Origin of the sequence: Bradyrhizobium sp. CCGUVB23, assembly GCF_024199885.1 — a bacterium.
In the GTDB taxonomy this organism is placed as follows: domain Bacteria; phylum Pseudomonadota; class Alphaproteobacteria; order Rhizobiales; family Xanthobacteraceae; genus Bradyrhizobium.
The window spans coordinates 3,871,353-3,897,581 of the sequence record NZ_JANADQ010000001.1; the positions used below are offsets into that span (position 1 = coordinate 3,871,353).

Annotated in this window: 27 protein-coding genes and 1 pseudogene; 15 read left to right on the forward strand and 13 right to left on the reverse strand. The window is 62.8% G+C overall.

The features are described from left to right. Positions 1–219: 219 nt before the first annotated feature. Positions 220–702: a protein-export chaperone SecB gene (secB, locus tag NLN62_RS17695; RefSeq protein ID WP_027525111.1), complete on the reverse strand. Its 483-nt coding sequence runs from the start codon at positions 700–702 to the stop codon at positions 220–222. A gap of 398 nt (positions 703–1,100) precedes the next feature. Between secB and NLN62_RS17700 the strand changes: the two genes are divergently transcribed. Genes NLN62_RS17700 through NLN62_RS17710 form a run of 3 tightly spaced genes read left to right on the forward strand, consistent with a single transcriptional unit; the run spans position 1,101 to position 3,911 of the window. Next, positions 1,101–1,805, forward strand: a complete 705-nt coding sequence (locus tag NLN62_RS17700; RefSeq protein WP_027525112.1) for a Tim44/TimA family putative adaptor protein — start codon at positions 1,101–1,103, stop codon at positions 1,803–1,805. Next, positions 1,783–3,324, forward strand: coding sequence for a murein transglycosylase A (locus tag NLN62_RS17705; protein WP_254109659.1), 1,542 nt, complete (start codon positions 1,783–1,785; stop codon positions 3,322–3,324). The genes NLN62_RS17700 and NLN62_RS17705 overlap by 23 nt, the downstream gene beginning before the upstream one ends. Next, positions 3,321–3,911, forward strand: coding sequence for a Smr/MutS family protein (locus tag NLN62_RS17710; protein ID WP_254109661.1), 591 nt, complete (start codon positions 3,321–3,323; stop codon positions 3,909–3,911). Before NLN62_RS17705 ends, NLN62_RS17710 begins: the two co-directional genes overlap by 4 nt. Positions 3,912–4,150: 239 nt before the next feature. Here NLN62_RS17710 and NLN62_RS17715 read toward each other — a convergent pair whose 3' ends face one another. The 5 genes from NLN62_RS17715 to hslV all read right to left on the reverse strand — a co-directional run bounded on the left by NLN62_RS17715 (position 4,151) and on the right by hslV (position 8,561). Next, positions 4,151–5,275 (reverse strand): hypothetical protein, encoded by a 1,125-nt coding sequence (locus NLN62_RS17715; RefSeq protein WP_254109663.1) that lies wholly within the window; start codon positions 5,273–5,275, stop codon positions 4,151–4,153. Positions 5,276–5,527: 252 nt separating this feature from the next. Beyond that, positions 5,528–6,832, reverse strand: coding sequence for an ATP-dependent protease ATPase subunit HslU (hslU, locus tag NLN62_RS17720; protein WP_027525116.1), 1,305 nt, complete (start codon positions 6,830–6,832; stop codon positions 5,528–5,530). 53 nt (positions 6,833–6,885) lie between these two features. Beyond that, on the reverse strand, positions 6,886–7,518 hold the full coding sequence (locus NLN62_RS17725; protein WP_254109665.1) for a DUF2585 domain-containing protein: 633 nt from the start codon (positions 7,516–7,518) through the stop codon (positions 6,886–6,888). Continuing rightward, entirely contained in the window at positions 7,515–8,000 is a 486-nt protein-coding gene (locus NLN62_RS17730; RefSeq protein WP_254109666.1) for a GNAT family N-acetyltransferase, read from the reverse strand. The genes NLN62_RS17725 and NLN62_RS17730 overlap by 4 nt, the downstream gene beginning before the upstream one ends. A gap of 3 nt (positions 8,001–8,003) precedes the next feature. Beyond that, on the reverse strand, positions 8,004–8,561 hold the full coding sequence (gene hslV / locus NLN62_RS17735; protein ID WP_027525119.1) for an ATP-dependent protease subunit HslV: 558 nt from the start codon (positions 8,559–8,561) through the stop codon (positions 8,004–8,006). Positions 8,562–8,839: 278 nt separating this feature from the next. Between hslV and hisB the strand changes: the two genes are divergently transcribed. The 7 genes from hisB to coaA all read left to right on the forward strand — a co-directional run bounded on the left by hisB (position 8,840) and on the right by coaA (position 13,669). Next, the gene (gene hisB, locus NLN62_RS17740) at positions 8,840–9,433 is read left to right on the forward strand and encodes an imidazoleglycerol-phosphate dehydratase HisB (protein ID WP_027525120.1); all 594 of its coding nucleotides are present in this window, start codon (positions 8,840–8,842) and stop codon (positions 9,431–9,433) included. Between the two features lie 67 nt (positions 9,434–9,500). After that, entirely contained in the window at positions 9,501–10,031 is a 531-nt protein-coding gene (locus NLN62_RS17745) for a DUF2628 domain-containing protein (RefSeq protein WP_027525121.1), read from the forward strand. Next, a complete protein-coding gene (hisH, locus tag NLN62_RS17750; protein WP_027525122.1) occupies positions 10,028–10,678 on the forward strand; it encodes an imidazole glycerol phosphate synthase subunit HisH in 651 nt (216 codons plus the stop codon). The genes NLN62_RS17745 and hisH overlap by 4 nt, the downstream gene beginning before the upstream one ends. Continuing rightward, on the forward strand, positions 10,666–11,415 hold the full coding sequence (gene hisA / locus NLN62_RS17755; protein ID WP_035663422.1) for a 1-(5-phosphoribosyl)-5-[(5-phosphoribosylamino)methylideneamino]imidazole-4-carboxamide isomerase: 750 nt from the start codon (positions 10,666–10,668) through the stop codon (positions 11,413–11,415). Before hisH ends, hisA begins: the two co-directional genes overlap by 13 nt. 10 nt (positions 11,416–11,425) lie before the next feature. Then, complete coding sequence (hisF, locus tag NLN62_RS17760) at positions 11,426–12,202, forward strand: imidazole glycerol phosphate synthase subunit HisF (protein ID WP_027525124.1); 777 nt, start codon at positions 11,426–11,428, stop codon at positions 12,200–12,202. A 79-nt stretch (positions 12,203–12,281) separates the two neighbouring features. Next, positions 12,282–12,605 (forward strand): phosphoribosyl-ATP diphosphatase, encoded by a 324-nt coding sequence (locus NLN62_RS17765; protein ID WP_027525125.1) that lies wholly within the window; start codon positions 12,282–12,284, stop codon positions 12,603–12,605. A 107-nt stretch (positions 12,606–12,712) separates the two neighbouring features. Then, positions 12,713–13,669, forward strand: coding sequence for a type I pantothenate kinase (gene coaA, locus NLN62_RS17770; protein ID WP_027525126.1), 957 nt, complete (start codon positions 12,713–12,715; stop codon positions 13,667–13,669). A gap of 120 nt (positions 13,670–13,789) precedes the next feature. Here the strand turns inward: coaA and NLN62_RS17775 are convergent, their stop codons facing one another. Then, positions 13,790–14,446 (reverse strand): CGNR zinc finger domain-containing protein, encoded by a 657-nt coding sequence (locus NLN62_RS17775; RefSeq protein WP_051389907.1) that lies wholly within the window; start codon positions 14,444–14,446, stop codon positions 13,790–13,792. A 190-nt stretch (positions 14,447–14,636) separates the two neighbouring features. On the opposite strand from NLN62_RS17775, the gene NLN62_RS17780 reads away from it, so the two are divergent. Further along, on the forward strand, positions 14,637–15,800 hold the full coding sequence (locus NLN62_RS17780) for a branched-chain amino acid ABC transporter substrate-binding protein (protein WP_027525127.1): 1,164 nt from the start codon (positions 14,637–14,639) through the stop codon (positions 15,798–15,800). A 167-nt stretch (positions 15,801–15,967) separates the two neighbouring features. On the opposite strand, the gene NLN62_RS17785 is transcribed toward NLN62_RS17780, so the two are convergent. Both NLN62_RS17785 and NLN62_RS17790 read right to left on the reverse strand, forming a co-directional pair. Continuing rightward, entirely contained in the window at positions 15,968–18,202 is a 2,235-nt protein-coding gene (locus NLN62_RS17785) for an ATP-binding protein (RefSeq protein WP_027525128.1), read from the reverse strand. 128 nt (positions 18,203–18,330) lie between these two features. After that, positions 18,331–18,798, reverse strand: coding sequence for a hypothetical protein (locus NLN62_RS17790; protein ID WP_027525129.1), 468 nt, complete (start codon positions 18,796–18,798; stop codon positions 18,331–18,333). Between the two features lie 305 nt (positions 18,799–19,103). Here NLN62_RS17790 and NLN62_RS17795 point away from each other — a divergent pair, with 305 nt between their 5' ends. Together NLN62_RS17795 and NLN62_RS17800 are read left to right on the forward strand one after the other, a co-directional pair. Next, positions 19,104–19,712, forward strand: a complete 609-nt coding sequence (locus tag NLN62_RS17795) for a hypothetical protein (protein WP_254109668.1) — start codon at positions 19,104–19,106, stop codon at positions 19,710–19,712. A gap of 369 nt (positions 19,713–20,081) precedes the next feature. Further along, the gene (locus NLN62_RS17800) at positions 20,082–20,939 is read left to right on the forward strand and encodes a restriction endonuclease (RefSeq protein ID WP_254109670.1); all 858 of its coding nucleotides are present in this window, start codon (positions 20,082–20,084) and stop codon (positions 20,937–20,939) included. Between the two features lie 127 nt (positions 20,940–21,066). Here the strand turns inward: NLN62_RS17800 and NLN62_RS17805 are convergent. Beyond that, a pseudogene (locus NLN62_RS17805) lies at positions 21,067–21,975 on the reverse strand (YifB family Mg chelatase-like AAA ATPase); the annotation flags it as partial. Positions 21,976–22,084: 109 nt separating this feature from the next. Here NLN62_RS17805 and NLN62_RS17810 point away from each other — a divergent pair. Then, positions 22,085–23,860: a recombinase family protein gene (locus tag NLN62_RS17810; RefSeq protein WP_254109671.1), complete on the forward strand. Its 1,776-nt coding sequence runs from the start codon at positions 22,085–22,087 to the stop codon at positions 23,858–23,860. Here NLN62_RS17810 and NLN62_RS17815 read toward each other — a convergent pair. Next, the gene (locus NLN62_RS17815; RefSeq protein ID WP_254109673.1) at positions 23,857–24,354 is read right to left on the reverse strand and encodes a hypothetical protein; all 498 of its coding nucleotides are present in this window, start codon (positions 24,352–24,354) and stop codon (positions 23,857–23,859) included. The genes NLN62_RS17810 and NLN62_RS17815 overlap by 4 nt on opposite strands. 184 nt (positions 24,355–24,538) lie before the next feature. Continuing rightward, a complete protein-coding gene (locus NLN62_RS17820; RefSeq protein WP_254109674.1) occupies positions 24,539–24,955 on the reverse strand; it encodes a hypothetical protein in 417 nt (138 codons plus the stop codon). 104 nt (positions 24,956–25,059) lie between these two features. Between NLN62_RS17820 and NLN62_RS17825 the strand changes: the two genes are divergently transcribed. Continuing rightward, complete coding sequence (locus NLN62_RS17825; RefSeq protein ID WP_254109676.1) at positions 25,060–25,299, forward strand: helix-turn-helix domain-containing protein; 240 nt, start codon at positions 25,060–25,062, stop codon at positions 25,297–25,299. 492 nt (positions 25,300–25,791) lie between these two features. Here the strand turns inward: NLN62_RS17825 and NLN62_RS17830 are convergent, their stop codons facing one another. Beyond that, positions 25,792–26,220 (reverse strand): hypothetical protein, encoded by a 429-nt coding sequence (locus NLN62_RS17830; RefSeq protein ID WP_254109677.1) that lies wholly within the window; start codon positions 26,218–26,220, stop codon positions 25,792–25,794. Positions 26,221–26,229: the final 9 nt, after the last annotated feature.

The window sequence follows — 26,229 nt, forward strand, 5'->3', positions numbered from 1 at the left end:
CGCTCTCCCGCTTGCGGGAGAGGGTGTTTCCGCAATCAACACTCCCGATGTGGAGAAAGCCCCCACCCGGCGCTTCGCCATAGCCGAGGCTTTGCCTCGGCGTTTTTTAAGAGGACGGCCGCCGAAGGCGGCCTGTGCCTCCCCCGCAAGCGGGAGAGGTTGCATCGAGCCCGTGGCTAGTCGTTCCAACCAAGAGCCATCATTATAATTAGACCTGACTCAGCTCGGCTTGACCTGACCCTGGGCGGCCATTTGTCGCTCCATGTTCTGCCGGTAGAGACCGACGAAGTCGACCGGATCCAGCATCAGCGGCGGGAACCCGCCGTCGCGCACGGCGGTAGCGATGATCTCGCGGGCGAACGGGAACAACAGCCGCGGGCATTCGATCATGACCAGCGGATGCAGGTTTTCCTGCGGCACATTGACGATGCGGAACACGCCGGCATAGGCGAGCTCGAAGGAGAACATCACCTTGCCCGCGGTCTCGGCCTTGCCTTCGACCGACAACACGACCTCATACTCGTGTTCCGAGAGGTTGTTGGCATTGACGTTGATCTGGATGTTGATCTGGGGCTGCTGGCTCTGCGGCTGCAACGAGGTCGGGGCGTTCGGATTCTCGAACGACAGATCCTTGGTGTATTGCGCCAGCACGTTGAGCTGCGGAGCCTGGCCTGCCTCGGGGGTGCCGTTTCCGTTGGTCATGAAAATGTCTCCTTACCCGAATGGGCCTGATATCGCGGCCGGTTGGCTAACATAGGCCTGCCTCGTTCCACAAGGACGAAGGGCCCCGGATTCGGCCGCCTGGCAGTGTCGAAAAGGGTGGCCTTTTACCCATTCTGGCCCAACGGAGTACTTCTTAAACGATTGAAGATGCGCGATTTCCAGTCAGGATCCGATTTCCCCTTAAGGATAAAACGCGCTACAATTCGCGCTGTGCCAAAAGGCGCCATTGGCCGGGCAAGATTTCGTGCCTACATCGCTTGGATCTGAAGCGGACCTAAAAAGGTGATGTGACTTGCCGTCCCTGTGTGGAACGGTTGACTGGCCGGACTGATTTTCCCGGCGAAGACCCTGAGCAGAGACCAGAGAGCGAACACGACGTGGATATCTACACCATCATCTTCCTAGCGTTGGCGGTCTTCATTTTCCTGCGCCTGCGCAGCGTGCTCGGGCAGCGGACCGGCAATGAGCGGCCTCCGTTCGACCGCACCGCCCGCAATGCGCTCCAGGGTGCCCAGGACAAGAACGTCGTGACCATGCCGGGCAAGGTGATCGATCAGGCTCCGCTGGCGCCGACCGCCGACGTCACGCAGCCTGCCGACCGCTGGAAAGGACTGACTGAACCCGGCACTGCGCTGGGCCAGGGGCTGGACGCGATCGTCGAGAAGGACTCGTCCTTCGATCCGCGCCACTTCCTGTCCGGCGCCCGCAGCGCCTATGAGATGATCGTGCTCGCCTTTGCCAATGGCGATCGCCGGTCGCTGCGCGACCTCTTGTCCTCCGAAGTGTTCGAGAGCTTCGACGCCGCGATCAAGGACCGCGAGAAGAACGAGCAGAAGACCGAGACGCGCTTCGTCTCGATCGACAAGGCCGAGCTGGTCGGCGCCGAGATGCGCGACCGCACCGCGCAGCTCACCGTTCGCTTCGTCTCGCAGATGATTTCGGTCACGCGCGACAGGGCCGGCAACATCGTCGACGGGAATGCCGACAAGGTCGCCGACATCACCGACATCTGGACCTTCGCCCGCGACACCACCTCTCGCGATCCGAACTGGAAGCTGGTTGGCACCGGAAGCGCGCATTAAGGCAGCCCTGACAAATTGCGCGACGGCGCTGTGCGCAGGTGCCGTCGCGCTGTCGTCGTTTTCGCTCGGCGCTGAAGCGGCGCGCCGCCATCACTACAGCCGCAGTGCTCCCGAGATCGCCGCCCCACCACCGCGGGCGTTGCCCTACCCTCAGCTCGCGTTGCCGTTCGAGATTCCCGGCGCGCAATATCTGCCGCTTGCCTGGTCCGAGGTGGCCGGCTGGAGCGATGACGATCATCTCGCGGCCTACAAGGCGTTTCGCGCGAGCTGCAAATCGATCGCCGCGCAGCAGCCGGCGGTCGTCGAGCCGAAGGCGATCGGCGGCTCGCTTGGCCAGCCGTGCAAAATCGCCAAGTCGCTCGACCTTTCCGACGAGAGCAAAGCCAAGGCGTTTTTCGAAGAGCATTTTTCGCCGCTACGGATCTCGCGGCTCGGCGAGGCCGACGGCTTCGTGACCGGCTATTACGAGCCGGTGCTCGACGGCTCGCACGTCCAGACCGACGTCTACAACGTCCCGGTCTATCGCCGCCCCTCGAACCTGTTCGTGCGCGGCTTCAAGCAGGATGCGCTGAGCCTGCCCAACAAGGGCCCGGTGTACCGCAAGATCGGCCGCCGCAAGCTCGTGCCCTATTACGATCGCGGCGAGATCGAGGATGGCGCGATCGCCGGCCGCGGCCTCGAGCTCTGCTGGCTCAAGGATCCGACCGACCTCCTGTTCGCGCAGATCCAGGGTTCGGCGCGGATCAAATTCGACGACGGCTCGACGATCCGGATCAACTACGACGCCTATAACGGCTATCCCTATACGGCGGTCGGACGCATCCTGATCGAGCGCGGCATCATCCCGAAAGAGGAGATGTCGATGCAGAAGATCAGAGAGTGGATGGCGCAAAACCCCGATGGCGCCAAGGAGCTCCGCCGCCAGAACCGCTCCTACATCTTCTTCCGCCAGGTCAATCTGTCCGACAAGGACGAGGCGGTCGGGGCGCAGGGCATTCCGCTGACGGCGGGCCGTTCGATTGCGGTCGACAAATCGCTGCATGTCTATGGCACGCCGTTCTTCATCGAGGGTGAGCTGCCGATCGACTCCGAGAAATCGAAGACGCCGTTCCATCGCCTGATGATCGCGCAGGACACCGGGTCGGCGATCATCGGCCCCGCGCGCGCCGACCTCTATTTCGGCGCCGGCCAGGAAGCCGGCCGCGTCTCGGGCCGGCTGCGCCACAACATGCATTTCGTGATGCTGGTGCCGAAAAGCCTCGATCCCGTGGCGCGCGGTTCGAGGCTGCCCCTGCCCGATCCGCGGCCGTCGGCGAAGATCGCAAAGCTGTTTCCACAATCAGATCCGGCGAAACCTGTTGAATCAGGGAAAGCTGGCACGGCGTCAGCCACCGTGTCACAAGCCAGGGATGCCACCGTCGCGGTGGCGAGCCCCGTGCCGCTGCCGGAGCCGCGCCCCGCCATCAAGCCCGCCCGCGAGCAGCGCAAGCACGTGCGCCGTCGTACCAGCCCGCAATGAAGCGATCGTCCCGTCCGCCTGTCCTGGACCCGCCACCCTCGCCCCGCCGTCGCGCGCTCAGCGAAGACGAGCGCGCGCTGTGGGACACGGTTGCGAAGCAGGTCAAGCCGCTTCGAAAACTTCGCGTGACGAAGGCGGAGGCGGCGGCGCGCGCCGAAGTTTTGCCGGCTGCGCCTGCCGCAAAGCATCCAGTGCCCGCAAGGCCGATTGTCCCCGCGCCGGCTCCCCGCGTGATGAAGCCCGCCGTCCCGCCTTTGGCGCCGCTCGGCAAGCGCGAGCGCGCAAAACTGTCGCGCGGCCGCAGCGAGATCGACGCGCGGCTTGATCTGCACGGCATGACCCAGATGCGCGCCCATCGCGCGCTCTCAGGCTTCATCCAGCGCGCCCATCACGACGGCCTGACCTTCGTGCTCGTCATCACCGGCAAGGGAAGAACCGGCGGCGAAAGCGGCGTGCTCCGCCGCCAGGTGCCGGAATGGCTGAGCCTGCCGGAATTCCGTGCCTTCGTCGTTGGATTCGAGGAAGCCCATATCGGCCATGGCGGCGAGGGCGCGCTTTACGTGCGAATTCGCCGGGCGAGATGTTAGAGAACTCGATTTGGCCGCGGGCTCCCTTAACCTCTCCCGCTTGCGGGAGAGGTCGCGCCGAAGGCGCGGCTGAGGGCTCTCTCCGCATCGGGAGTGCCCCATTGCGGAAACACCCTCTCCCATAGCCGATGCTTCGCATAGGCGTTCTTTTTCTAAGAACGGCGGCCGTAGGCCGCCTACGCCTCTCCCGCTAGCGGGAGAGGGAGTGCACCTCCACAGCGGCTGCTGGCAGTGAATCTTCAGAACGGCCGCACGATTCCGACGCGCGGGATCAGGGTGATGATTAGCCCGAAAATGTTCGTCGTACGATCCTCCGCCGGGATCGGCCGCACTTCCCGCTTGGCCGGCAGCATCTTCACCGCGTGCAGGATCAGGAACATGCAGACCGCCCAGTTCGAGATCCAGCGCGAATAGTCGAACACCATCGCGAACATCACGACATAGGCGAGGCTGACGCCAGCGATGCCTGCGATGACAAGACGCCGGTGCGTCTCATCGGCGAGCGCGCGGATCAGGTTCGCAAGATAGCGCCAGAGCGGCGTGTGCAGCCAGATCAGCAGCGCAAACACGGGCACGCCGAGAATGTTGTGGGGCATGCGGCCCCAGGTGTCCGCAAGCTCCTTCGAAAGCGGCTGGTACCAGATGTAGCTGAATTGCAGGAGATCGGTACGCGACGGATCGGCCATCCGGCCCTTGAGGTAGGCGACGAAATCCGCCTCCGGTATCGGCATCGTTCCGAGGAATTGCGCGGCCAAGAACAGCGCACCGACGCAGAGCAGCGCCGCGAGGCCGAACGCGACGTTCGCGCGATTGATGCCGTGCCCGAGATAGTGCCTGACGACGACGATCATGATGATCGTCGGCACGTACATCAAGAGATGAATGTGGTGGATCAGGATCAGCACGATCGCGAACAGGGCAGCCAGCGCGACATAGAGGATCGAGCGCGCCGGGATCAGCAGCAGCACGATCGCGAGCGCACAGCCATAGATGTCGAAATGGCCGAGCGTGTGCATGAAATTCTTCAGGAAGAACGGCGAGCCCGCGATGAACACGAACAACGGCAGGGTCTTCTCGTTGAGACCGAACACCTTGCGGAACAGCTGAACCAACAAAGCGATTGTGACGAGCCATGTCACCCCGCCAAGCGCAAACACCAGCCACACCGGCACCTTCGCCGTGAACAGCGCAATGATGGCGCCGATCAGCGCGCGCTTGATGAAGCCGAAATGATAGTCGACGAGCAGGTGGATATAGGGGACGTAAGGCGGCAGCAGGATTTTATGGATGAACACGCCGGCGATCACGAAGACGTTGATCGCGAGCAACAGGCGCCAGGGATTTTGCCAAAGGCTAGCGCGCACAGCGCACCTGCGCTGCGGACATTACCTCCGCCGTCGTCCCGGACAAGCGAGCTCCTGGCAACGCGCAGCGTTGTCCAGAGCGAGCGCAGATCCGGGACCCATAACCACCGGAGGTCGTTTGAGCCGAGATTGGGGCCGCCATCTGTATCAACAATAAGCGCTCGGGGTAATCGCGACGAGCGCAAGCGCTCGCGCGGGGGGTCCTGGCTTTCGCCAGGACGACGGCCCGATAGATAGCGGACTGGCCGGAAATTACAAAATAAACCGGCTGAGATCGGCGTTCTTGGCGAGGTCGCCGATGTGCTTCTGCACGTAGTCGGCATCGATCTGGATGGTCTCGCCGTTGCGGTCGGGGGCGGTGAAGGAGATCTCGTCCAGCACCCGTTCCATCACGGTCTGAAGCCGCCGCGCGCCGATGTTCTCGACCGTCGAATTGACGGCGACCGCGATGTCGGCGAGTGCGTCGATGGCGCCGTCGGTGATGTCGAGCGTCACGCCTTCGGTGTGCAGCAGCGCGACATATTGCTTGATCAGCGAGGCCTCCGGCTCGGTGAGGATGCGCCGCATGTCGTCGCGGGTCAGGGCCTGCAATTCGACGCGGATCGGCAGGCGGCCCTGCAATTCCGGCAGCAGATCCGAGGGCTTTGCGACGTGGAAGGCGCCGGACGCGATGAAAAGGATGTGGTCGGTCTTCACCGTGCCGTGCTTGGTCGAGACGGTGGTGCCCTCGATCAGCGGCAGCAGATCGCGCTGCACGCCCTCGCGCGAGACGTCGCCGCCGACGCGGCCATCGCGCGCGCAGATCTTGTCGATCTCGTCCAGGAACACGATGCCGTTGTTCTCGACCGCGCTGATTGCCTCCAGCGTGAGCTGGTCGTTGTCCAGCAGCTTGTCGGATTCCTCGTTGACGAGGATTTCGTGTGAGCCCTCGACCGTCAGCCGCCGCGTCTTGGTGCGGCCGCCTAACTTGCCAAAGATGTCGCCGATCGAGATCGCGCCCATCTGCGAGCCCGGCATGCCCGGGATCTCGAACATCGGAAGGCCGCCGGCGGCGGACTGCGTCTCGATCTCGATTTCCTTGTCGTTGAGCTCGCCGGCGCGCAGCTTCTTGCGAAAGGATTCCCGCGTCGCCGAGCTCGCATTGGCACCGACCAGGGCATCCAGCACGCGCTCTTCGGCGGCGAGCTGGGCGCGCGCCTGCACGTCCTTGCGCTTCTTCTCGCGCACCTGGGTGATGGCGACCTCGACGAGATCGCGCACGATCTGCTCGACGTCGCGGCCGACATAGCCGACCTCGGTGAATTTCGTGGCCTCAACCTTGAGGAACGGCGCGTTGGCGAGCTTGGCCAGCCGCCGCGCAATCTCGGTCTTGCCGACGCCGGTCGGGCCGATCATCAGGATGTTCTTCGGCAGCACCTCTTCGCGCAAGGAGCCCTGAAGCTGCTGGCGCCGCCAGCGGTTCCGGAGCGCAATCGAGACGGCGCGCTTGGCGTCGGACTGGCCAACGATGAAACGGTCGAGTTCGGAAACGATTTCGCGGGGGGAGAAGTCTGTCATGGGACCTTAGCTAGGGTCAGAAACCGGCCGGGACAAGCCGCAATTTGGTGGGGTCAGATGATCGGCGGACCGGATTGCCATTGTTTCACGGCCTCGATCGGATGGACCAGCATCAGAATATTAAGCGTCAGATTGTCGCGAATGTGGAGCGCCATCATGATCTCGAAAACGAGCCCGATCAGCACCGTGGCCTTGACCGGCAGAACACGCGCCGCGAGGAAGCCGAGCACCATGAACAGCGTGTCTGAGACCGAGTTGACGATGCTGTCGCCGTAATAGTCCAGCGAGATCGTGCCGGCGCGATAGCGCTCGATGATGAAGGGCGAGTTCTCGACGATTTCCCAGCTGCCTTCAATCAGCATGGCGATGAGCAGCCGCGCCGGCCAAGACAAGCTTAAAAAATTGAGCTGGAAGAACGGCAGGCGGGCGAACAGCAGCCAGGTCAATCCGTAGAACAGGAAGCCATGGAGGATGTGGGAGAAGCTGTACCAGTCGGCGATGTGCTGGGAATTCTCCGAGCTGTTCACCACGCCGTGCCAGAACTTGACGTAGCCGCAGGTGCAGATCGGCACCCGGCCCATGGCAAACAGGATCGAGGCCTGCAGCGCGAGCAGCGAGAGCGCGAGGCCGATCCAGTAGATCGGTGGAACCGCCGTCTTGATGGTATGGGTTGGCGCTGGAGTCATGGATTGCGCATCATCAGCAACGATGGCCCGTCGGGTGTCTCCACCATGCCAACTCTCTCGAAACCCGCTTTTTCATAGGTGCGTACGGCGCGATAGTTCAGCGGATCGGGGTCGGTCACTATGCGCGGCAGCCCTTGCCGCAGCTTCTCATCGACGAACTGCCGGATGAACGATGAGCCGTGCCCGCGCCCGATCATGTCGGCTTCACCGATGAACTGATCGATCCCACGCGTACCCTCCGGCTGCGGCCCAAAGCCCGTATTCCATGCGGTCAGGCTGTAGCACTGAAGATAGCCGAACGGCCGGCCGCCAGCCAACACGATGAACTGGTCCATCGCAGGCTCGATGAGGTCACCGCTCACGAGCGCAAGTTGCTCGTCCGGATCGCCCCACCATTCCCGCACATGGGCCTCTTTCAGCCACCGCAGGATCAGCGGCAGATCGGCCGCTGTCATGGGGCGGAAGGCGTAGGCCGGCGCCACTGGCTAGCCGCTCGACAGGCTTTCGATCGTCACGTTGCGGTTGGTGTAGACGCAGATGTCGGCGGCGATGTCGAGCGAGCGGCGGACGATGGTCTCGGCGTCCTTGTCGGTGTCGAGCAGGGCGCGGGCCGCCGCCAGCGCGTAGTTGCCGCCCGAGCCGATCGCCATCACGCCGGCCTCGGGCTCCAGCACATCGCCGGTCCCGGTCAGGACCAGGGAGACGTCCTTGTCGGCCACGATCATCATGGCCTCGAGCCGCCGCAGATACCGGTCGGTGCGCCAGTCCTTGGCGAGCTCGACCGCGGCCCGGGTCAGCTGCCCCGGATATTGCTCGAGCTTGCTCTCCAGCCGCTCGAACAGGGTGAAGGCGTCGGCGGTCGCACCCGCAAAACCGCCGATCACGTCGCCCTTGCCGAGCTTGCGGACCTTTTTGGCGTTGGACTTGATCACCGTCTGGCCGATCGAGACCTGGCCGTCGCCGCCGACCACCACCCTGCCGCCCTTGCGGACGGTTACGATCGTCGTGCCGTGCCAGACCGAGCTGTTCTGGGAATCCTGCATGAAGTACCTCGTTGTCCGGCCTGATTTAGGCGGTCCGGTCCGAGGGCACAACCGGCGCACAACGGGCCACTCCGGTCCTAAATTCGCTCACCATAGGCCGAAGTAGAGCCCCGCCAGGAGCATCCCGCAGTAGCGAAGGCGTCATTTGGCTGTTAAAAGACCGCCGTTTTCGGCCCAAGCGAGCATGATCCGGAAAAGTGGACGCCGGTTTTCCCTCGCGACAAACGCGGAGCGTTTGCGCGGAGATCATGCTCAACTAGAGTGGAAGCCAGCTTTCAATGCGCACCGCGACGATCAAGCGCAAGACCAAGGAAACCGACATCGAGGTATCCGTGAACCTCGATGGATCCGGCGTGTCCAATATCGCGACCGGCATCGGCTTTTTCGACCATATGCTCGATCTCCTCGCCCGCCATTCCCGCATCGACCTCACGGTCAAGGCGGTGGGCGACCTGCACATTGATTATCACCATACGACCGAAGACACCGGCATCGCGCTCGGCCAGGCCGTGAAGCAGGCGCTCGGTAACATGGCGGGCATCACCCGCTATGCCAGCGTCCACATGCCCATGGACGAGACGCTGTCGCGCGTCGTCATCGACATCTCGGGCCGTCCGGTCCTGGTGTTCAAGGCCGACTTCCCCCGCGACAAGATCGGCGAGTTCGACACCGAGCTCGTGCGCGAGTGGTTCAACGCCTTCGCCATGAACGCGGGCGTGACTCTCCACGTCGAGACCCTATATGGCGAGAACAGCCACCATATCGCCGAATCCTGCTTCAAGGGTCTGGCGCGGGCGCTGCGCACCGCCGTGGCGATCGACCCAAAGGCGGCGGGCGAAGTGCCCTCCACCAAGGGCTCGCTCGGTGGCTGACATCTCCGTCTCGCGGCGATGAGCGCCGCTGGCGGTATCGAACATCTCTGAGAACGGGCAATCCAACATGCCTGCCTACACAGTTCATGCTCCCGGCCCCAGCGGCGCGGACCTGCGCGCGACGGACAACTTCGTCTTCGTGCGCGATGGCTTTCATTTCTGGGCGATGATCTACGGCCCGTTCTGGCTGTTGTGGCACCGGCTGTGGCTGGCGCTGCTCGGCTGGGTGATCTTCTTTGCCGCGTTCCAGGCCGGGCTTTCGAGCCTTGGTGTCGGCCGCTCCTCGATCTTCCTCGCCGATATCGTTTTGGCCCTCCTGATGGGCTTCGAGGCGTCGAGCCTGCGCCGCTGGACGCTGTCGCGCGGCAATTGGCGTCAGCTCGACGTCGTCATCGGCGACGATCGGGAGACCGCCGAGCGCCGTTTCTTCGAGCGCTGGAGTCAGAAGCAGCGCGGCATCGTCAATGATCAATGGGCCGTCGATCGCGGCGGTCCGCCGCCGACCCGCTCCGTCCCGGGTCAGTCGTTCTCAAACCCGCCGCCGCTTCCGTCCGGCGGCATCATTGGATTGTTTCCAGAACCGGGAGGGTCACGATGAGCGTCGCCATCATCGATTACGGTTCCGGCAATCTGCATTCCGCCGCAAAAGCCTTCGAGCGCGCCGCGCGCAGCATGGAGGACGGGCAGAAGGTCTTCGTGACGAGCGATCCGGATCAGGCCTACAGCGCCGATCGCCTCGTGCTGCCCGGTGTCGGCGCCTTCGCCGATTGCCGGCGCGGCCTTGATGCCGTCAACGGCATGGTCGAGGCGATCACCGAAGCGGTGCGCGTGAAGGCGCGGCCGATGTTCGGCATCTGTGTCGGCATGCAGCTGTTCGCGAGCCGCGGCAAGGAGCATGTCATCACCGAAGGCCTGAACTGGATCGCCGGCGACGTCGAGAAGATCACGCCGCGCGACGAAAACCTGAAGATCCCGCACATGGGCTGGAACACGCTCGACGTCCTGCGCGAGCACCCGGTGCTGGAAAAGCTGCCGCTGGGGCCAAAGGGCCAGCACGCCTATTTCGTGCACTCCTACCACCTCAATGCCGCCAATGAAGCGGACGTGCTCGCGCGCGCCGATTATGGCGGACCGGTCACGGCGATCGTTGCCAAGGACACCGCGATCGGCACGCAGTTTCACCCCGAGAAGAGCCAGCGCTTTGGGTTGGCCCTGATCTCGAACTTTCTGAGATGGAAGCCGTGATCCTCTTCCCCGCCATCGATCTGAAGAACGGCCAGTGCGTGCGCCTGGAGCAAGGCGACATGGCGCGCGCCACCGTGTTCAACCTCGATCCTGCGGCGCAGGCGCAAAGCTTCGTCGCGCAGGGATTTGAATATCTCCACGTCGTCGATCTCGACGGCGCCTTTGCCGGCAAGCCGGTGAACGCCGCGGCGGTGGAGGCCATGCTGAAGACGATTCCGATCCCGGTTCAGCTCGGCGGCGGCATTCGCGATCTTGCGACCGTCGAGGCCTGGCTCGCCAAGGGCATCACCCGCGTCATCATCGGCACGGCTGCCGTGCGCGATCCGGAGCTGGTGAAGAGCGCGGCGAAGAAATTTCCGGGCCGCGTCGCCGTGGGACTCGATGCCCGCGACGGCAAGGTCGCCGTCGAAGGCTGGGCCGAGACCTCGCAGGTGACGGTGCTGGAAATCGCGCAGCGTTTCGAGGATGCCGGCGTCGCCGCCATCATCTTCACGGATATCGCCCGCGACGGCCTGCTCAAGGGCTTGAACCTCGACGCGACCATCGCCCTTGCCGACGCCATCTCCATCCCCGTGATCGCCTCCGGCGGCCTTGCCTCGATCGAGGACGTCAAGGCGATGTTGGCGCCGCGGGCGAAAAAGCTCGCAGGCGCGATCGCCGGCCGTGCGCTCTATGACGGCAGGCTCGACCCCGCTGACGCCCTCACCCTGATCCGCAACGCGCGCGCTGCCGCTTAGGAGACGAGACATGTTCAAGGTGCGCGTGATCCCCTGCCTCGACGTCAAGGACGGCCGGGTCGTCAAGGGCGTCAACTTCGTCGACTTGCGCGATGCCGGCGATCCCGTCGAGGCGGCGATCGCCTATGACGCCGCCGGCGCCGACGAGCTCTGCTTTCTCGATATCACCGCGACCCATGAGAACCGCGGCATCATGCTGGACGTGGTCCGGCGCACCGCGGAAGCCTGCTTCATGCCGGTCACGGTCGGCGGCGGGGTGCGCAAGGTTGATGATATCAAGACGCTGCTGCGCTCGGGCGCAGACAAGGTCTCGATCAACAGCGCTGCGGTGTCGCGGCGCGAGTTCGTCAAGGAAGCCGCGGAAAAGTTCGGCGAGCAGTGCGTGGTGGTCGCGATCGACGCCAAACGCGTCAAGCGCCCCGGCGGCTCCGACCGCTGGGAGATCTTTACGCATGGCGGGCGCAACTCGACAGGCATCGATGCGATCGAATATGCCCAGGAGGTGGTGTCGCTGGGGGCTGGTGAAATCTTGCTCACCTCGATGGACCGCGACGGCACCAGGCAGGGCTTTGACATCCCGCTGACCCGGGCGATCGCCGACAGCGTTCCCGTTCCCGTGATCGCCTCGGGCGGCGTCGGCAATCTCGATCACCTCGTCGACGGCATCCGCGACGGCCACGCCACCGCGGTGCTGGCGGCGTCGATCTTCCACTTCGGGGAATTTACCATCCGCGAGGCCAAGGACCACATGGCCCGCCGCGGCCTGCCGATGCGGCTGGATGCCTGACGACTCCGCTTCGCGGAAATGCTACATGTGCAGGTCTGGACCGGCCTGTGAGGCTGGCGTGTGCCTCTGAGTATTTTGTATGTCGCGTTTCACGATCCACGACCTGGCCGCAACCATCGATGCCCGCGCCGCGGCTGGTGGCGAGGTGTCCTATACCCGCAAGCTCCTGGACAAGGGCGCGGAACATTGCGCGAAAAAGTTCGGCGAGGAGGCAGTCGAAACCGTAATCGCAGCAGTCGAAAACGATCGCGCGCATCTGATCGCTGAAAGCGCCGACCTGCTCTACCACTTCCTTGTGCTGCTCAAGGCCCGTGGCGTAAAGCTGGAAGAGGTCGAGGCGGCGCTGGACAAACGCACCTCGATGTCAGGGTTGGAAGAGAAGGCGTCGCGCAAGAGCGACTAGAGCATGATCCGGACCCGGAGGACCGTGTTAGCGCAAAGTGCGAAGCGGTTTTCGGAAAAGATCATGCTCAAGGGAAAGAGCTAAAGTCGCAACGGAAAGGCGGCGTCATGGATATCCGCGCACCCGAGCAGATCTATAATCCCTACCGCGTCTACACGCGCGAGCAGTGGGCAGAGCTGCGAAACGACACGCCGATGACGCTTGAGCCGGGCGAGTTCGACCGCCTCCGCTCGCTGCACGACCGCCTCGACTTGCAGGAGGTCGAGGACATCTACCTGCCGCTCTCGCGTCTGCTGTCGATCTATGTCGATGCCATGCAGCGCCTGTATTACGCACAGCGTCAGTTCCTCAACATCCGCGATCGCAAGATGCCCTACATCATCGGCGTCGCAGGCTCGGTGGCGGTCGGAAAGTCCACCACCGCCCGCGTGCTCCAGGCGCTGCTCGCGCGCTGGTCGCCGCGGCCGAAGGTCGACCTGATCACGACGGACGGTTTTCTCTATCCCCTTGCGGTGCTGGAGCGGCAGGGACTGGTGCAGAAAAAAGGCTTTCCGGAAAGCTACGATCTGCCGCTGCTGCTCAGCTTCCTCTCCGACATCAAGGCCGGCCGCCACCCCGTGCGCGCGCCGGTCTATTCGCATCTGACCTACGACATCGTGCCGAACCAGTGGGTCGAGATCGACCAGCCGGACATCCTGATCGTCGAGGGCGTCAACGTGCTGCAGACCGGCAAGCTGCCGCGTGACGGCAAGGCGGTGCCGGTCGTCTCCGACTTCTTCGACTTCTCGGTTTATATCGACGCTGACGAAGCGGCGTTGCGGCAGTGGTATGTGAAGCGCTTCCTGGCGCTCAGGGACACTGCGTTCACCGATCCCAGATCCTATTTCCACCGTTATGCGCTGCTGTCGGACGAGGAAGCCACCGCCACCGCGACCGCGATCTGGGAGCGCACCAACCTCGCCAATCTCGAGGACAACATTCTGCCCACCCGCCCCCGCGCGACGCTGATCCTGAAGAAGGGCGCCGACCACGTGGTGGAGTCAGTGGCGCTCAGGAGGCTGTAGGCTTCGTGGTGTGGTTAGCCGAAGGCGTAACCCACCACGTTCTATCTCGGCGGGAAGATAAAGAGGTGGGTTACGGTTCGCTAACCCACCCTACGTTGCTACGTTACCCGTCAACCGCGATCAGCCCTTTCGCGCCTGTTTCTGTCTGTCGCGGGCGGCGCGCACCTTGGCGCGGTTGCCGCAGACGCGCATTTCGCACCAGCGGCGGCGGTTGTTCTTGGTGGTGTCGAAGAACAGCCAGCCGCATTCCTGGCCTGCGCAGCGCCTGGTGCGCAAGAGGTCCTTCTCCATCAGAAGCGTCAACGCGGACAGCGTGATGGGGCCGAGGATCGCAGCTTCGATGTCGCGGCGCGGATCAAACACCCAGATGTAGCTGCCCATGCGCATCCTCATCTCGGCGTGGCGCAGGTGTTCCGCGTGGGCGGCTGACAAGAGATCGAGGGGCCTTGCCGGGACCGGCCGCTGCTCGGCGAGCGCGGTGCCGATCGTCCAGATCAGCTCGCGCAGCTCGATTGCGCGCGCAAAGGCTTGGCGCGCGCGGCGCGGATGGCCTGACAGCTGGGCACGGATGTAGGCGCAATCGGACGGCGCCATGACGCGGGCGTGTTCGATCCACTGCATCAGCGTGTCGAAATCCCGCAGGTGCTCCTGGTGCGCGGCAGAGCCGCGCGCCGACGACGTGTTGGTGAAATCCCACGCCAGTTCGCCGCCGACGAGATCGAGGCTGCTGGCGCGCGAGGGTGGAAGCACGGTCTTGGTCCGCGGGATGGTGCTCATGTGTAACCATCAAACTGCACAAGGAAGCTCGCCGTGGCGTGCCGGCCGCCCTGCCCCGTGATGAAACCGGTTCATCTCAGGCGTTTTCGCAGGCCGGCGCAAGGGAAAAGCTGTAACCATCTATCGATTGTTGACTGGCGACGGGGTGCGTGACAGCCTGATACCTCTAAAACGATCTTTGGAGGTTACCATGACCTGTCGTCGCGGCGCTCTCCCCCTGCTCGTGTCCGTTCTGGCTCTTGCGGTTGCGGGCTCGTCCGCGGCGCAACTGGCCGGCAAGGACGTCAAGATCGGCATCGGCGGTCCGTTGACCACGACCTCGGCCGGTTTTGGTGTCGAGATGAAACAGGCGGTGGACCTCGCGGTCGACGAGCGCAACGCGGCGGGCGGCGTCGCCGGCGCCAAGGTTGTTGCGACGGCGATCGACGACAAGGCCGACCCCGAGACCGGAAGGGCCGTCGCCAAGGCGTTTTGCGATGATCCGGCCATTTTGGGCGTGGTCGGCCACGTCAACAGCGGCGTCGCCATTGCCACCGGCCAGATCTATGCGGACTGCTCGCTTGCGGTGATCACGCCGATGGCGTCGAACCCGAAAGTGACGGAGAGCGGCTTTGCCACCGTCTTCCGCCTGACCAACCGCGACGACCGCAAGGGGCCGGGGCTGGCACGCTACCTGATGGAGAAGCTGGGCAAGAAGCGCGCGCTCGTGGTCGACGACGGGACGTCCTACGGCGTTGGCCTCGCCGACCAGTTCGTTGTGGGCTTTGGCGCCGGCGGCACCGTGGTCGCGCGCAAATCGGTCAAGGTCGGCGAAAAGGATTTTGCCGATTTCGTCAAATCGTGGCCTGGGGATTTCGACGTCCTGTTCTTTGCCGGCATTCGCGAAGGCGCGCTGATCCTCAAGGAGATGCGTGCGCAGGGCCTGACCCAGCTGTTCACCTGCGGCGACGGATGCTGGGACACCAAGGCCTTCATCCAGGCCGCCGAAGGCGCGGCGACGACGGCCGAAGGCGTTCGCATTCTCTCCGCGGCGCCCGCGATCGGCACCGTGCCCGGCTCGTCCGACTTCGGCGCCAGCTACACGGCGAAGTACGGCCCCATCAACAACTATGCCGCGAGCTCCTATGATTCAGCGCGGGTGTTGATGGCCGCGATCACGGAAGCCGCCAAGGCGAAGGAAGGCCTGCCAACGCGTGCCGACGTCGTGGCGGCGCTGCGAAAATTGACCTTCCAGGGCATCGCCTATGCCAAGCCGGTGCAATGGACCGAGAAGGGCGACAACAAATCGGCCGTCATTTTCGTCAACGTGGTCGAGGGCGACCATTTCAAGCAGGTCGACCAGATCGGCGAGTGAGGCTTTGCCGGGTCTTGCGCAAAGCGCGCGCCGGTGACAGCTGCGGTAGGGTATACTGCTCCCACATCGTCATTGCGAGCAAAGCGAAGCAATCCAGAATCCCTCCGCGGAACGATTCTGGATTGCTTCGTCGCTTCGCTCCTCGCAATGACGACGGAGAAATACGGTCACACCGCCAGATGCCGTGACGCTGCCAGGCCGGCGAGCGCCTCCTCCAGCTTCTCGCGGTCGAGCGGCTTGATCAAGAAGCCGTCCATGCCGGCTTCGAAACAGGCGTAGCGATCTTCCACCAGCGTGTTCGCGGTCAGCGCCAGGATGGGCGTGCGGCGACCGCCCTCGCCTGCTTCATGCGTGCGGATGCGCATCGCCGCTTCGATGCCGTCGAGCTGCGGCATCTGGATGTCCATCAGCACGAGATGATACGGCGTGCCCGCGGATTTCGCCGCGAGCCAGGATTCCAGCGCCGCTTCGCCATGGGTTGCGATCACGACGCGATGCCCAAGCCGCGTCAGCAGCGATCGCATCAACAGCGCGTTGATCTCGTTGTCCTCAGCGACCAGGATTGACAGACCCTTTGTCACAGCAGACGGCGTGACGGACGCCTCCGCCGGCGGCTCCGGCGCGAGCTCGGGCGAGGCGACTTCCGGCGCCAGCGACAGGCGCGCGGCGAGCGAGGCGGCGCGCAGTGGCTTCACCAGATAACCCGTGAAGGCCGGTGATAACGGTTCGTGCCGCGTGGCGGGCGTCAGCAGCACCAGCCGTTGCACGGCATGACTACGGGCCGCATCGCCAAGCCGCGCCGCCACCTCCGGACCGAGCGCGCGATCGATCAGCACTGCATGCCAGGAGCGCTCTGGCAGTAGCGCCAGCGCGACGTCGACGTCCGAGACCGTGCAGGTCTGGCCGCCCCAGCGCTCCAGCCGCCGCGCGATCAGCGAAGCCTCGATGCCCTGGGCTGCGATCAGCAGGATCGAATTACCTGTGAGGTCGGGACTCGGAAACGTGGTTTGTCCCGTGCTGGCTTGGGCCGGCGCGAGCGAAATCGAGACTTCGAAAGTCGAGCCCCTGCCCGGCTCGCTCTCCAGCGTGATCCGGCCGCCCATGCGCTTGACGATGCGCTCGCTGATCGCAAGGCCAAGCCCGGTGCCGCCATAGGTGCGCGCCACGCGCTCGTCGGCCTGCTCGAATTCGCGGAAGATGCGCGACTGCGCTTCGGGCGCAATGCCGATGCCGGTGTCGCGCACCAGGAAGCTGATCTCGTTCGGCCACAGGCCGGGCTCGACGATCAGCGCGACGCCGCCATGCGCGGTGAACTTGATGGCATTGCCGGCGAGATTGAGCAGCACCTGGCGCAGCCGCGCGGCATCGCCGACGACGTCGAGCGGCAGGCGCTCGTCGACATAGGCCGCGATCTCGAGGTTTTTTGCCTGCGCGCGCGGCGCGAGCAGCTCGGTAATCTCCTCGACCAGGGTCGACAGCGCGAAGGGACGCTGCTCGAGGTCGAGCTTGCCGGCCTCGATCTTTGAATAGTCGAGCAGCTCCTCGATCAGCGCGGTCAGCGCTTCGCCCGAGGTTTTCACGGCCCGCGCGTAGGTCGTCTGCTCCGGCGTCAGCGTGGTGTCGAGCAGCAGGCTGCTCATGCCGATGATGCCGTTGAGCGGCGTGCGGATCTCGTGGCTCGCCATGGCGAGGAAGCGCGACTTGGCGCGATTGGCTGCGTCAGCCTGGTCGCGGGCCTCGGAGAGCGCGCGTTCGGTCTCGGTGCGGTCGGTGACGTCGCGGCCGACGCTCTGGAGCTCGGCCGGCTGACCGGCATCCAGCCGCACGAAGCCCTCGCGCCAGGCGATCCAGCGGGCGCCGATTGGCGTTGCGATTCTCTGGTCGTGGACGCGCGTGCCGTTGCTTTCGAGCGCGCTGTCGCCCTGCTCCAGCACGTCGAAATCAAAGCGCGTGCCGATCAAGGCGCTGCGCGCCTGCCCGGCAAGCTCGCAATAGGCGTCATTGGCAAAGGTGATGCGTCCCTGGGTGTCGCGCAGCACGATCAGATCGCTCTGCGATTCGAAGAGGCTGCGCGCGCGCTCCTCAGCTTCCTTCAGCTCCCAGTTGCGATCGACCAGCGCCTCGTTATGCGTCGCGAGCGAGCGCAGCCGCTTGTTGACGAAGCGCAGCCGCATGCTGAGCGTGGCGAGCCCAAGGCAGGCGAGGGCGAACAGGAAGCTCGCGCCGATCGCAAAGGCGTTGGGATCGTAGCCGGACTTTTCGGCCCGGCTGCCGGCGATGAAGCCGTAGGCGCCGCCGAACGTCGCCGAAAAGATCATGAAGGAGCGGATCGCGAAGGCGACCCTGGGATGGCGGCGCCTGAAGCGGCGCATGCGCACTTTGATCCGGAACGACCGACCCATCGCCAAAGATCCTCAACTCCGCCTAAGATTTCTTTTGCCCGCCCTCGGTGACGATGTGTCGTCCGACCTTGCGAACAGTTTGAGGTTTTGCGGTCGGCTTGAAACAAAGTTGATGAGACGTTAACGCCTCAGAGCGAGGCAGCCTGCAGATGGCGGTGCGCGCCGGCAGCACCGACGATCAGGGCTGCGGCATCGCGGGCCGAGAACGTCTTCGACCGCACATAGATGCGGTAGTCCGCCGGGCCTTCGCTGGAGAGATAGATGACCGGGGCATCGCTGCTGGGGTGCGCGGAGATCGCGACGAGGCGCGTTGTTGCGCTGGCCTGGCACGCGTCCGTTTCCGAGGTGGGCCCGTCGTCGACGAGGACGAAATCCGCAACCTCAGCGGTCTCGGTGATCAGTACGCGGACGGTGGCGCGGGTGGGGTCGTCGGTGAAGGCAACGTGCAGGCCGGCAGCCCAGGGAACCGATGCGAGCTCGACCGGAGTCTCGCCGACGGCGATGCAGGGATGCGACGCCGATCCGGGGCCGCCACGCACGAACACCGCCGCCGCCATCAGGGGAACAACCGAAGCCAGGATCTTGAAACGCAACATGACACTCTACTCGCCCAAGGACTCCCCCAAAGGCCCAGAGAAACGGCCGTGATGAACGCGTGGGCCTTATGGTTTGCAGAGCGTAAAGGAAACTTGTTACCGCCGGGTTGATACGGATGGTCGTCACGCCAGCTGGCGCACATCCTCCGCGAGTGCGCGGTAGGAGAGGGCCTCGGCGAGATGCAGCCGGCCGATTTTGTCGGTGGCGCGCGTTCTCCACTGTTACCGCAGAGGCCCCAATTGAGCCTTTGTGCGCGCGTGGGTAGTGTCCGCTCCATCCTGTTCGGCCTGGAAACGGCGACGCCATGACAACATTCTCGCCTCAACTGGCCTTAGCGGCTGCGAACCAAAAGCTCCAGCTTGCCAAGGGAAAGCTTGATGCGATGCGGAACGCCAAGACTTTGGACGAATTAGCCGCACTCTGGGAAGAATTTGTCGCTGAACAACACCGGGTCTACTTGCGATTGAGAAAGGCCACCGAACACGGTCCCGGCAAAGGTTGGTTCGACCAGATCTTGAACGAGCAGCGGTCGGATGAACTGTTGAGCTACTTACTTCATGCCAGAGATGCAGCTGAACATGGTATAGAGCGGATTACAGAGAAACGTGGCGGTGGAATTGGCATCGGCCCGAAGCAGGGCAACTCCCTTTACGTCAAACACATGCAAATCAGTAACGGACATGATGGCGTCCATGTCGAGGTCGATCCCGAAACCATGGCGCAAATTAAGGTCGAATTCATCCCGGGAAAAGTTCATCTCGTTGCGGTAACGGACCGGGGTAAGGTCTATCAGCCGCCAGTCACACACCTCGGCAAGCCCATCTCAGATTTGAGCCCGATTGTCGCAGCGGAATTGGCAGTAAAATACCTCGAGACGAAGCTGGCCGAAGCTGAAGCTAAGTATGTGAAGTAGGTGGGTGAGGCCATCCCGCCCGCTCCGATGCTGCTGGAGCGCGTCAATGAGCTTGGGGCATAGGTCCCGGTCGTACAGCCACAGGATCTGCGCGGTGGCCCTCAGCAAACGATTTCGTCAATGGCAATTGTCACGGGTCCCTTCCAGTCACCTGTCCCCTTTGGATCGACCCTTCGCCTCCGACTTCAAAATGTTCGACTTAAGGGGGCGGCGGCCACCAAGCTCATCGCTGCAGTGTAGATGCTTCCATGGTGCCGCTCTCGTAGGCCGCTTGCCCGTTGCGCCGCGCATCTATCTCAAGAAGTATAACGCCCGCCTGCAGCGTACGAGGTCTCGTACATAGGCGCATTGGGGCTCAATCGGACAGATATGGCCAAGACAGGTAGAGACCTTCAGAGGCTGATACGCGCCATCGAAGGGGCACGTGCGGCCGGGCAACCCATTCAAATTGAAAGTCCGAAGCGCGTCCGAGACAAGATCACCGGCAAACTCCGTGAACACGATGTGGTTCTAACGATAACTCACGAGCATCACGTCATAGTGGTTGCCTTGGAGTGCCGAGACCGCTCGCGTCCGATTGGCGTTGATGCTGTAGAGGCCTTTCGTAGCAAGTGTGGCGACACGGGGATCCATTCCGGCGTGATGGTCTCAAGCAAGGGATTTACTCGCACCGCCATAAAAAAGGCCGCGGTTTACAACATCCGTTGCTTGTCTCTTGATCAAGTGGACGGCTTCGACTGGTGCCTACCCACGTCGATGACTGTGTTGAGGCGAGAGATCACGAGCGCCACCCTCCACGTTGAGTTTCCGCAAGGAGTGAAGCTCGAAGACTCGGTACTTTACGACGAAAACGGCACGGTAATAGATAAAGACCGTGTGCGTCCGATTGCGCAACAAACCCTAAACGCAACCCCCAATATTCCTTCCGCGGCGGGAATTCATAACGTCCGTATTCATCAGAATAGCCCTCTGATCTACATTCTGGACGGCACGCACCGGCTTCAGGCTTCGTCTTGCACGCTCCTCCTGTCCTACACAGTCACGCGGGAGGAGGTGCCTTTCTCATTCCAAGTCTACTCAAGCGCTAGTACCGAGATGCCCATTGCGCAGGCGGCAGTGGCGACCGCAGAGCTTGCCCCGGGCCGTCACGTTGACTTGGTACTCTGCACTGAGGCTGACGGGACGGTGAGCATTACCGCCGTCCCGAACTCCACAAAGCCCAACTAGGGCCATCAGGTTCCGTTTCCTACCCGACGAGCCGGACCGATAGGCGTTGAGCGATCGCGTCCATCGGTGGCATGGAAATCGCCCGATACCACTTTTGGAACGGATCTCTGACAAAGCCGCTGGATCGTCACGCCAGCTGGCGCACATCCTCCGCGAGTGCGCGGTAGGAGAGGGCCTCGGCGAGATGCAGCCGGCCGATCTTGTCGGCGTTGTCGAGGTCGGCCAGCGTGCGCGCCACCCGCAGCACGCGGTGATAGCCGCGCGCCGACAGCCGCATGGTCTCGGCGGCATCGCGCAAGAGCTTCTGGCCCTGCGCGTCGGGCTTTGCGATTTCTTCCAGCACGGCGGCCGGCGCCTCGGCATTGGTACGCACATTCGGCATGCCGGCGGCCTGATAGCGCGCGAGCTGAATGTCACGCGCCGCGGCGACGCGCGCGGCAACTTCGGCGGATCCTTCCGCCGGCGGCGGCAGGATCAGGTCGGCCGCGGTCACCGCCGGCACCTCGATGCGCAGATCGATGCGGTCCATCAGGGGACCGGAGATGCGCGACTGGTAGTCCGCCGTGCAGCGGTCGATGCGGCCGCGCTTGCAGGCATAGCCGGGCTCGAACGCGTTGCCGCAGCGGCACGGATTCATCGCCGCGATCAGCATGAAGCGGGCAGGGTAGGTGACGCGGTGATTGGCGCGCGACACCGAAACCTCGCCGTTCTCCAGCGGCTGGCGCAGCGAATCCAGCACGCGCGGATCGAACTCCGGAAGCTCGTCGAGAAATAGCACGCCCTGATGCGCGAGCGAGATCTCGCCGGGTTTTGCGCGCATGCCGCCGCCGGTCAGCGCGGCCATGCTGGCGGAATGATGCGGCGAGCGGAACGGCCGTCGCGAGGTCAGCGCGCCGCCTTGGATTTCGCCGGCGACCGAGGCGATCATCGAGACTTCGAGAAGTTCGCCCGGCGACAGCGGCGGCAGGATCGAGGGCAGGCGCGCAGCCAGCATCGACTTGCCGGCGCCCGGTGCGCCGATCATCAGAATGTTATAGTCAATTAACCGGCTATCTGTAGGTTAATAGAACATTTCATCAATATGTTGTGTACAAATGCCCCGAATCGGTTAGTTATCCCCACCTTCCTTCCCCTTGAGCCGAACCATGAAGCCTCGCGCCTATTCCTACGTCCGCATGTCCACGGATGAGCAACTCAAGGGCGATAGCCGGAGACGACAGCTTGAGGCGTCGAAGGCCTATGCCGAAGAACATGGCCTCGACCTCGCGGATGATGCGCAGCTGGAAGACATCGGCATCTCCGCATTCAAGGGGGCGAATGTCCGGGAGGGCGCACTGGGCCAATTTCTGACTGCTGTAAGGGCGGGTTCAGTCGAACGCGGCTCCTATCTGCTCGTCGAGTCGCTGGACCGGCTAAGCAGGGAGGAGATTCTGCCAGCACACTCGCTATTTCTCAGCATCGTGCAGGCGGGTATCAATCTCGTGACGCTCATCGACCAAAGGGTCTATCAAGCGAAGACCACCAACCTCGTCGACATGATCACTTCGCTGGTGATCATGGAGCGTGCCCACGAGGAGTCCAAGACCAAGAGTCTGCGCGTGGGCGCGGCATGGGAGACCAAGCGCAAGAAGGCGGCCGAAGGCGTTCCCATGACCGCCCGATGCCCTGCGTGGCTTCGGCTCTCGGCAAATAGGCAATCCTACGAGCCGATCCCGGACCGGGTCGAGATCGTTCGGCAGATTTTCGCCGATTCGGCGGCGGGCTTAGGAATGTATTCGATAGCAGCTAGACTCAATAGGGCAGGCGTGCCGGCCTTCGAAGGTAAAAACGGTTGGCACCGATCGTATATCGCCAAGACTTTGGAAAATCGTGCCGTCCTCGGCGAGTTTCAGCCGCATGTAAAAGTCGATCGCAAGCGCGTATCTGAGGGAGAGCCGATTCAAGGTTATTACCCTGCTATCATTTCAGAAGAGCTCTATTTTCAGGCTCAGCATTCACGGGCACAACGGAAGATCGGGAGCTCCGGTCGTAAGGGGCCCGGCTACACAAACCTGTTCACCGGATTGGCGCGATGCGCTTACTGCCGATCTACCATCTCATTCGAAAACAAAGGCTCGGGATCACGTGGCGGCACTTACCTTGTTTGCGGGAATTCCCAGCGAAGCCGCGGATGCGACGCCACGAGATGGCGTTATAAGGACTTTGAGGCGTCATTCCTGGCGTTCGTCCAGGAACTCGATCTTGAGAGCATTCTCAATGCCAGTGAAGACGCGGGGAAGCGGAAGAGACTTGGGGACGATGTCCTCGCTCTTCGTGGAGAATTGGCGGCTGTCGCCGACCTCATGGAAAAAACTTACGCGGTGCTGAGCGCTGGCGGCTCGCCGGAATTCGTCGCAGGTAAGCTCAATGAACTCACTGCACGAAAATCACAGCTTGCTGAACGCCTCGCATTGAAGGAGGCGGAGCAGCGTGACTTTAACGGTCGGGATTCGCGCTTCTACACGAGTAGGGAAGAAATCAAACAGCTTGTGAAGAGGCTTCAAATGCCGCCGTCCGATGAGCTCTACAAGCTCCGAGCTCAGATTGCTTCCCGGCTAAAGGTTCTTGTCGAGACTCTTCTGATCGCACCCCAAGGGACGTTGCCATCGATGCAGAGATCGATCGAGGAGTTAAAAAAGACAGCCGGCGGAGAGGCTGATGACGTAGTTGCCCACATGCAACAACTTGCGGCTCATCCCGAACAGTCCCGCCGCTATTTCGTCGTGGGATTTCGTGATGCAGCCGTCCGCGCTGTTTTCCCGTCATACGAAGATCCGCTCCGGTTCGATCAACAAATCGTCGCGGGCCAAAGCCCCGCAGCGAACGGCGCACAGTTTATCGACGTGCTTGAACCGGAAGATCGACGAACCCCCATCATCTAGATCGGCTCCGCGTCATCCATCTCGGCTGGTTTTGGAACTGGAAGCTTGGACGGCAATGTATAACCAGCTTCCTTGAGCTTGGTCAGGACTGAGATGGGGACCATACTTTTGTTGTCGCGTGCCGAGTATCGGGCCGCCTGCTTTACCAGCGAAAAGTCACCGTAATAGACCTCGGTCCAGTCGCCGGTCAGGTCGATCTTTAGGCAAAGCAATAGATCGGCTTCACCGCGAAATCCGATCTGCGAAGCAGCATAGTTGGCCTTGACCTGCACCTTCTTGCCGTCGGGTGTAATAGCGTCATAACCATTTGCTCCACGCGGCGCTTGCTGTAGCCCATAAGCCTCGACCGCGATGAACTCTCCATAATCACCGAGAAGGTTGCCTAAACCGGCCCATTTGAATTGCGGCGCAAGTGACTTAAGCGTTCGTTGAGAGGCAAAGAGAGAGGCGAGAACGCCCTTCATCGCCTCAATGCGTTGTTCTTTTGAGATCATGACGCCCCTCAAGCAGGTAACGGCAGCCTCAGGCGACCGCCGTAGACAGACTCAATCAGAGGGTAAATGTGCTGCTTAACTGCGGATAGGGCGATTCAAACAATTCTTGCAGGCTCGGACGCCAGGTTTTAGTCGCCTTGAGTCGAAAAGGCTCCACGCAGGCCACGAGTAACAAATAATATCGTTAGTTGAACCGGTAAATTGCGTCTCCCCGGTCCGTCGATATAAGAACCTTGACCACGTCGCACGCGCCGAGCCCACGAAGCCCCAGCGAGTACTTCAATGTCTGTCCGATCTTCATCGGCTGCTCGAATGACTGGGGCTGAGTCTGGTTCAGGCAGTTTGGATCGTCGTTCACGAGCACACGCGTCACCGAGATCGCCTGATCTTCGAGTGACTGCAGATTGAGAGCCACCACGTTTCTGTCAAGCACTCCGCGCGATTCGATGAACGGTTGATCTACCCAAACCTTGAAACGCGGAGGCGCCGAAGCCGCTAGCAGACTTGAGGAATTGCTAACCTTATCGAACACATAAGCGGCGCCGTAAAAACCTCCAAGCAGCCCCACCAACGCTATCGCCGACCTAATCTTCGACCCCATAGTGTCTCCCAAAAATCTCTTTGGTCGCTTGGTCCAGCCAGCGATGCAAATTTTGCGGCTTTAAAGCCGTGGGCCAATAAACCACAGATCGCTTGGCTAGGTACATGGACCTACGCCAACTTTTTGCGACCAACCTCCGGCGCGTCCGGCACGCCCGGAAGTTCTCCCAGGAGCAGTTGGCGCACGATGCCGGGGTGGACAGGGCCTACGTAAGCCGGGTTGAGCGGGCGGCGACCTATGTGGGACTGGAGATCATCGGGAAGCTAGCGGACGTCCTGGAGGTAGACCCGGTCGAGTTCTTCCGACGCCCCAGCCGACCCGCCTCTCGGAAGAGGGCCGAATAGGACCTACGTTCCCCTGCCGAGCCCGCCGGTCATCTGAGTCCGGCCACGTGAACTCCCCCCGGCTAGCGGTTGCCCTCAATGGGCGAGCTACCGGCAACGGGTGCCGAGGTCACCACGCGTGTCGGGATTCTGAGCACGGGGCCAATGGCGGGGCAAAAGATCATCAGTTGGCCGTGCCGGCGGTGCCCTGGCCGGCGCTATCGAATCCCGCGCGGCAAATCCATGTTAGACTATTTGTCTCGGGTTCAACCCGGACGAATGTCCTGCAGGTCACTCGGGTGACCCGTCCTGCCTGCAGACAACGCCTGCATACGAGCGCTGTGAAATGCTTGTTGGTTCTCTCATTGAGGCAGTGGTGGTCGACGACAGCGTTGACCCAGACGCCATCTGTCTCCCGACATGTTTTGCAGAAGACCGGACCACTCATATCAACGTCGACATTAGAACCGTCCGACGCGCATATCTCAGATGCCCGCCAGACGGTTCGAGCCGTCAAGCGGCTTTCCGGGGCTTCCCGATCGTTCCGGTCTTGGCGGCCTGACTGAAGAGGTCGTCAAGCTCACCGGCTCGGACCGCGCCGATCAGGGCATCGATCACCGCCGGCAATTTGTCCTTGGAGCCGATGACGATGCCGGCCTTGCCCTTCTCGAACTCGATCGGCTTGGCGCCGAACTTGACGGACATCACCACCTGTCCGGAGGCATCGGTTTTCCACCACGGTCGGACGGCCTGTTGCTTCGTTGAGGCTTGGCGTTCGCCGTTGACCTTGGTCCAGCGCTGGACGGTCCGGAGGTGGTTGGGATCGTTCAGGAGCAGCTTCTGCTCCTCCAACTTCGCAATGAACTTGATCCGGCGCATCTGAACCGGATCGTTGCCGGCCTTGGGCAGTGCGGTAAAGGACAGTGACTTGAGGATCGGCATGCGGGTTCT

Coding starts and splice junctions, on each gene's coding strand:
- NLN62_RS17790 (WP_027525129.1), bottom strand. CDS start 18,798: ATGTTGCGTTTCAAGATCCTGGCTTCGGTTGTTCCCCTGATGGCGGCG.
- NLN62_RS17785 (WP_027525128.1), bottom strand. CDS start 18,202: ATGGGTCGGTCGTTCCGGATCAAAGTGCGCATGCGCCGCTTCAGGCGC.
- NLN62_RS17825 (WP_254109676.1), top strand. CDS start 25,060: ATGGACCTACGCCAACTTTTTGCGACCAACCTCCGGCGCGTCCGGCAC.
- NLN62_RS17780 (WP_027525127.1), top strand. CDS start 14,637: ATGACCTGTCGTCGCGGCGCTCTCCCCCTGCTCGTGTCCGTTCTGGCT.
- NLN62_RS17710 (WP_254109661.1), top strand. CDS start 3,321: ATGAAGCGATCGTCCCGTCCGCCTGTCCTGGACCCGCCACCCTCGCCC.
- hisA (WP_035663422.1), top strand. CDS start 10,666: ATGGAAGCCGTGATCCTCTTCCCCGCCATCGATCTGAAGAACGGCCAG.
- NLN62_RS17830 (WP_254109677.1), bottom strand. CDS start 26,220: ATGCCGATCCTCAAGTCACTGTCCTTTACCGCACTGCCCAAGGCCGGC.
- NLN62_RS17815 (WP_254109673.1), bottom strand. CDS start 24,354: ATGATCTCAAAAGAACAACGCATTGAGGCGATGAAGGGCGTTCTCGCC.
- hslV (WP_027525119.1), bottom strand. CDS start 8,561: ATGCAGGATTCCCAGAACAGCTCGGTCTGGCACGGCACGACGATCGTA.
- hisF (WP_027525124.1), top strand. CDS start 11,426: ATGTTCAAGGTGCGCGTGATCCCCTGCCTCGACGTCAAGGACGGCCGG.
- hisB (WP_027525120.1), top strand. CDS start 8,840: ATGCGCACCGCGACGATCAAGCGCAAGACCAAGGAAACCGACATCGAG.
- NLN62_RS17725 (WP_254109665.1), bottom strand. CDS start 7,518: ATGACTCCAGCGCCAACCCATACCATCAAGACGGCGGTTCCACCGATC.
- NLN62_RS17820 (WP_254109674.1), bottom strand. CDS start 24,955: ATGGGGTCGAAGATTAGGTCGGCGATAGCGTTGGTGGGGCTGCTTGGA.
- NLN62_RS17775 (WP_051389907.1), bottom strand. CDS start 14,446: ATGAGCACCATCCCGCGGACCAAGACCGTGCTTCCACCCTCGCGCGCC.
- secB (WP_027525111.1), bottom strand. CDS start 702: ATGACCAACGGAAACGGCACCCCCGAGGCAGGCCAGGCTCCGCAGCTC.
- NLN62_RS17765 (WP_027525125.1), top strand. CDS start 12,282: ATGTCGCGTTTCACGATCCACGACCTGGCCGCAACCATCGATGCCCGC.
- NLN62_RS17800 (WP_254109670.1), top strand. CDS start 20,082: ATGGCCAAGACAGGTAGAGACCTTCAGAGGCTGATACGCGCCATCGAA.
- hslU (WP_027525116.1), bottom strand. CDS start 6,832: ATGACAGACTTCTCCCCCCGCGAAATCGTTTCCGAACTCGACCGTTTC.
- NLN62_RS17795 (WP_254109668.1), top strand. CDS start 19,104: ATGACAACATTCTCGCCTCAACTGGCCTTAGCGGCTGCGAACCAAAAG.
- coaA (WP_027525126.1), top strand. CDS start 12,713: ATGGATATCCGCGCACCCGAGCAGATCTATAATCCCTACCGCGTCTAC.
- NLN62_RS17745 (WP_027525121.1), top strand. CDS start 9,501: ATGCCTGCCTACACAGTTCATGCTCCCGGCCCCAGCGGCGCGGACCTG.
- NLN62_RS17810 (WP_254109671.1), top strand. CDS start 22,085: ATGAAGCCTCGCGCCTATTCCTACGTCCGCATGTCCACGGATGAGCAA.
- hisH (WP_027525122.1), top strand. CDS start 10,028: ATGAGCGTCGCCATCATCGATTACGGTTCCGGCAATCTGCATTCCGCC.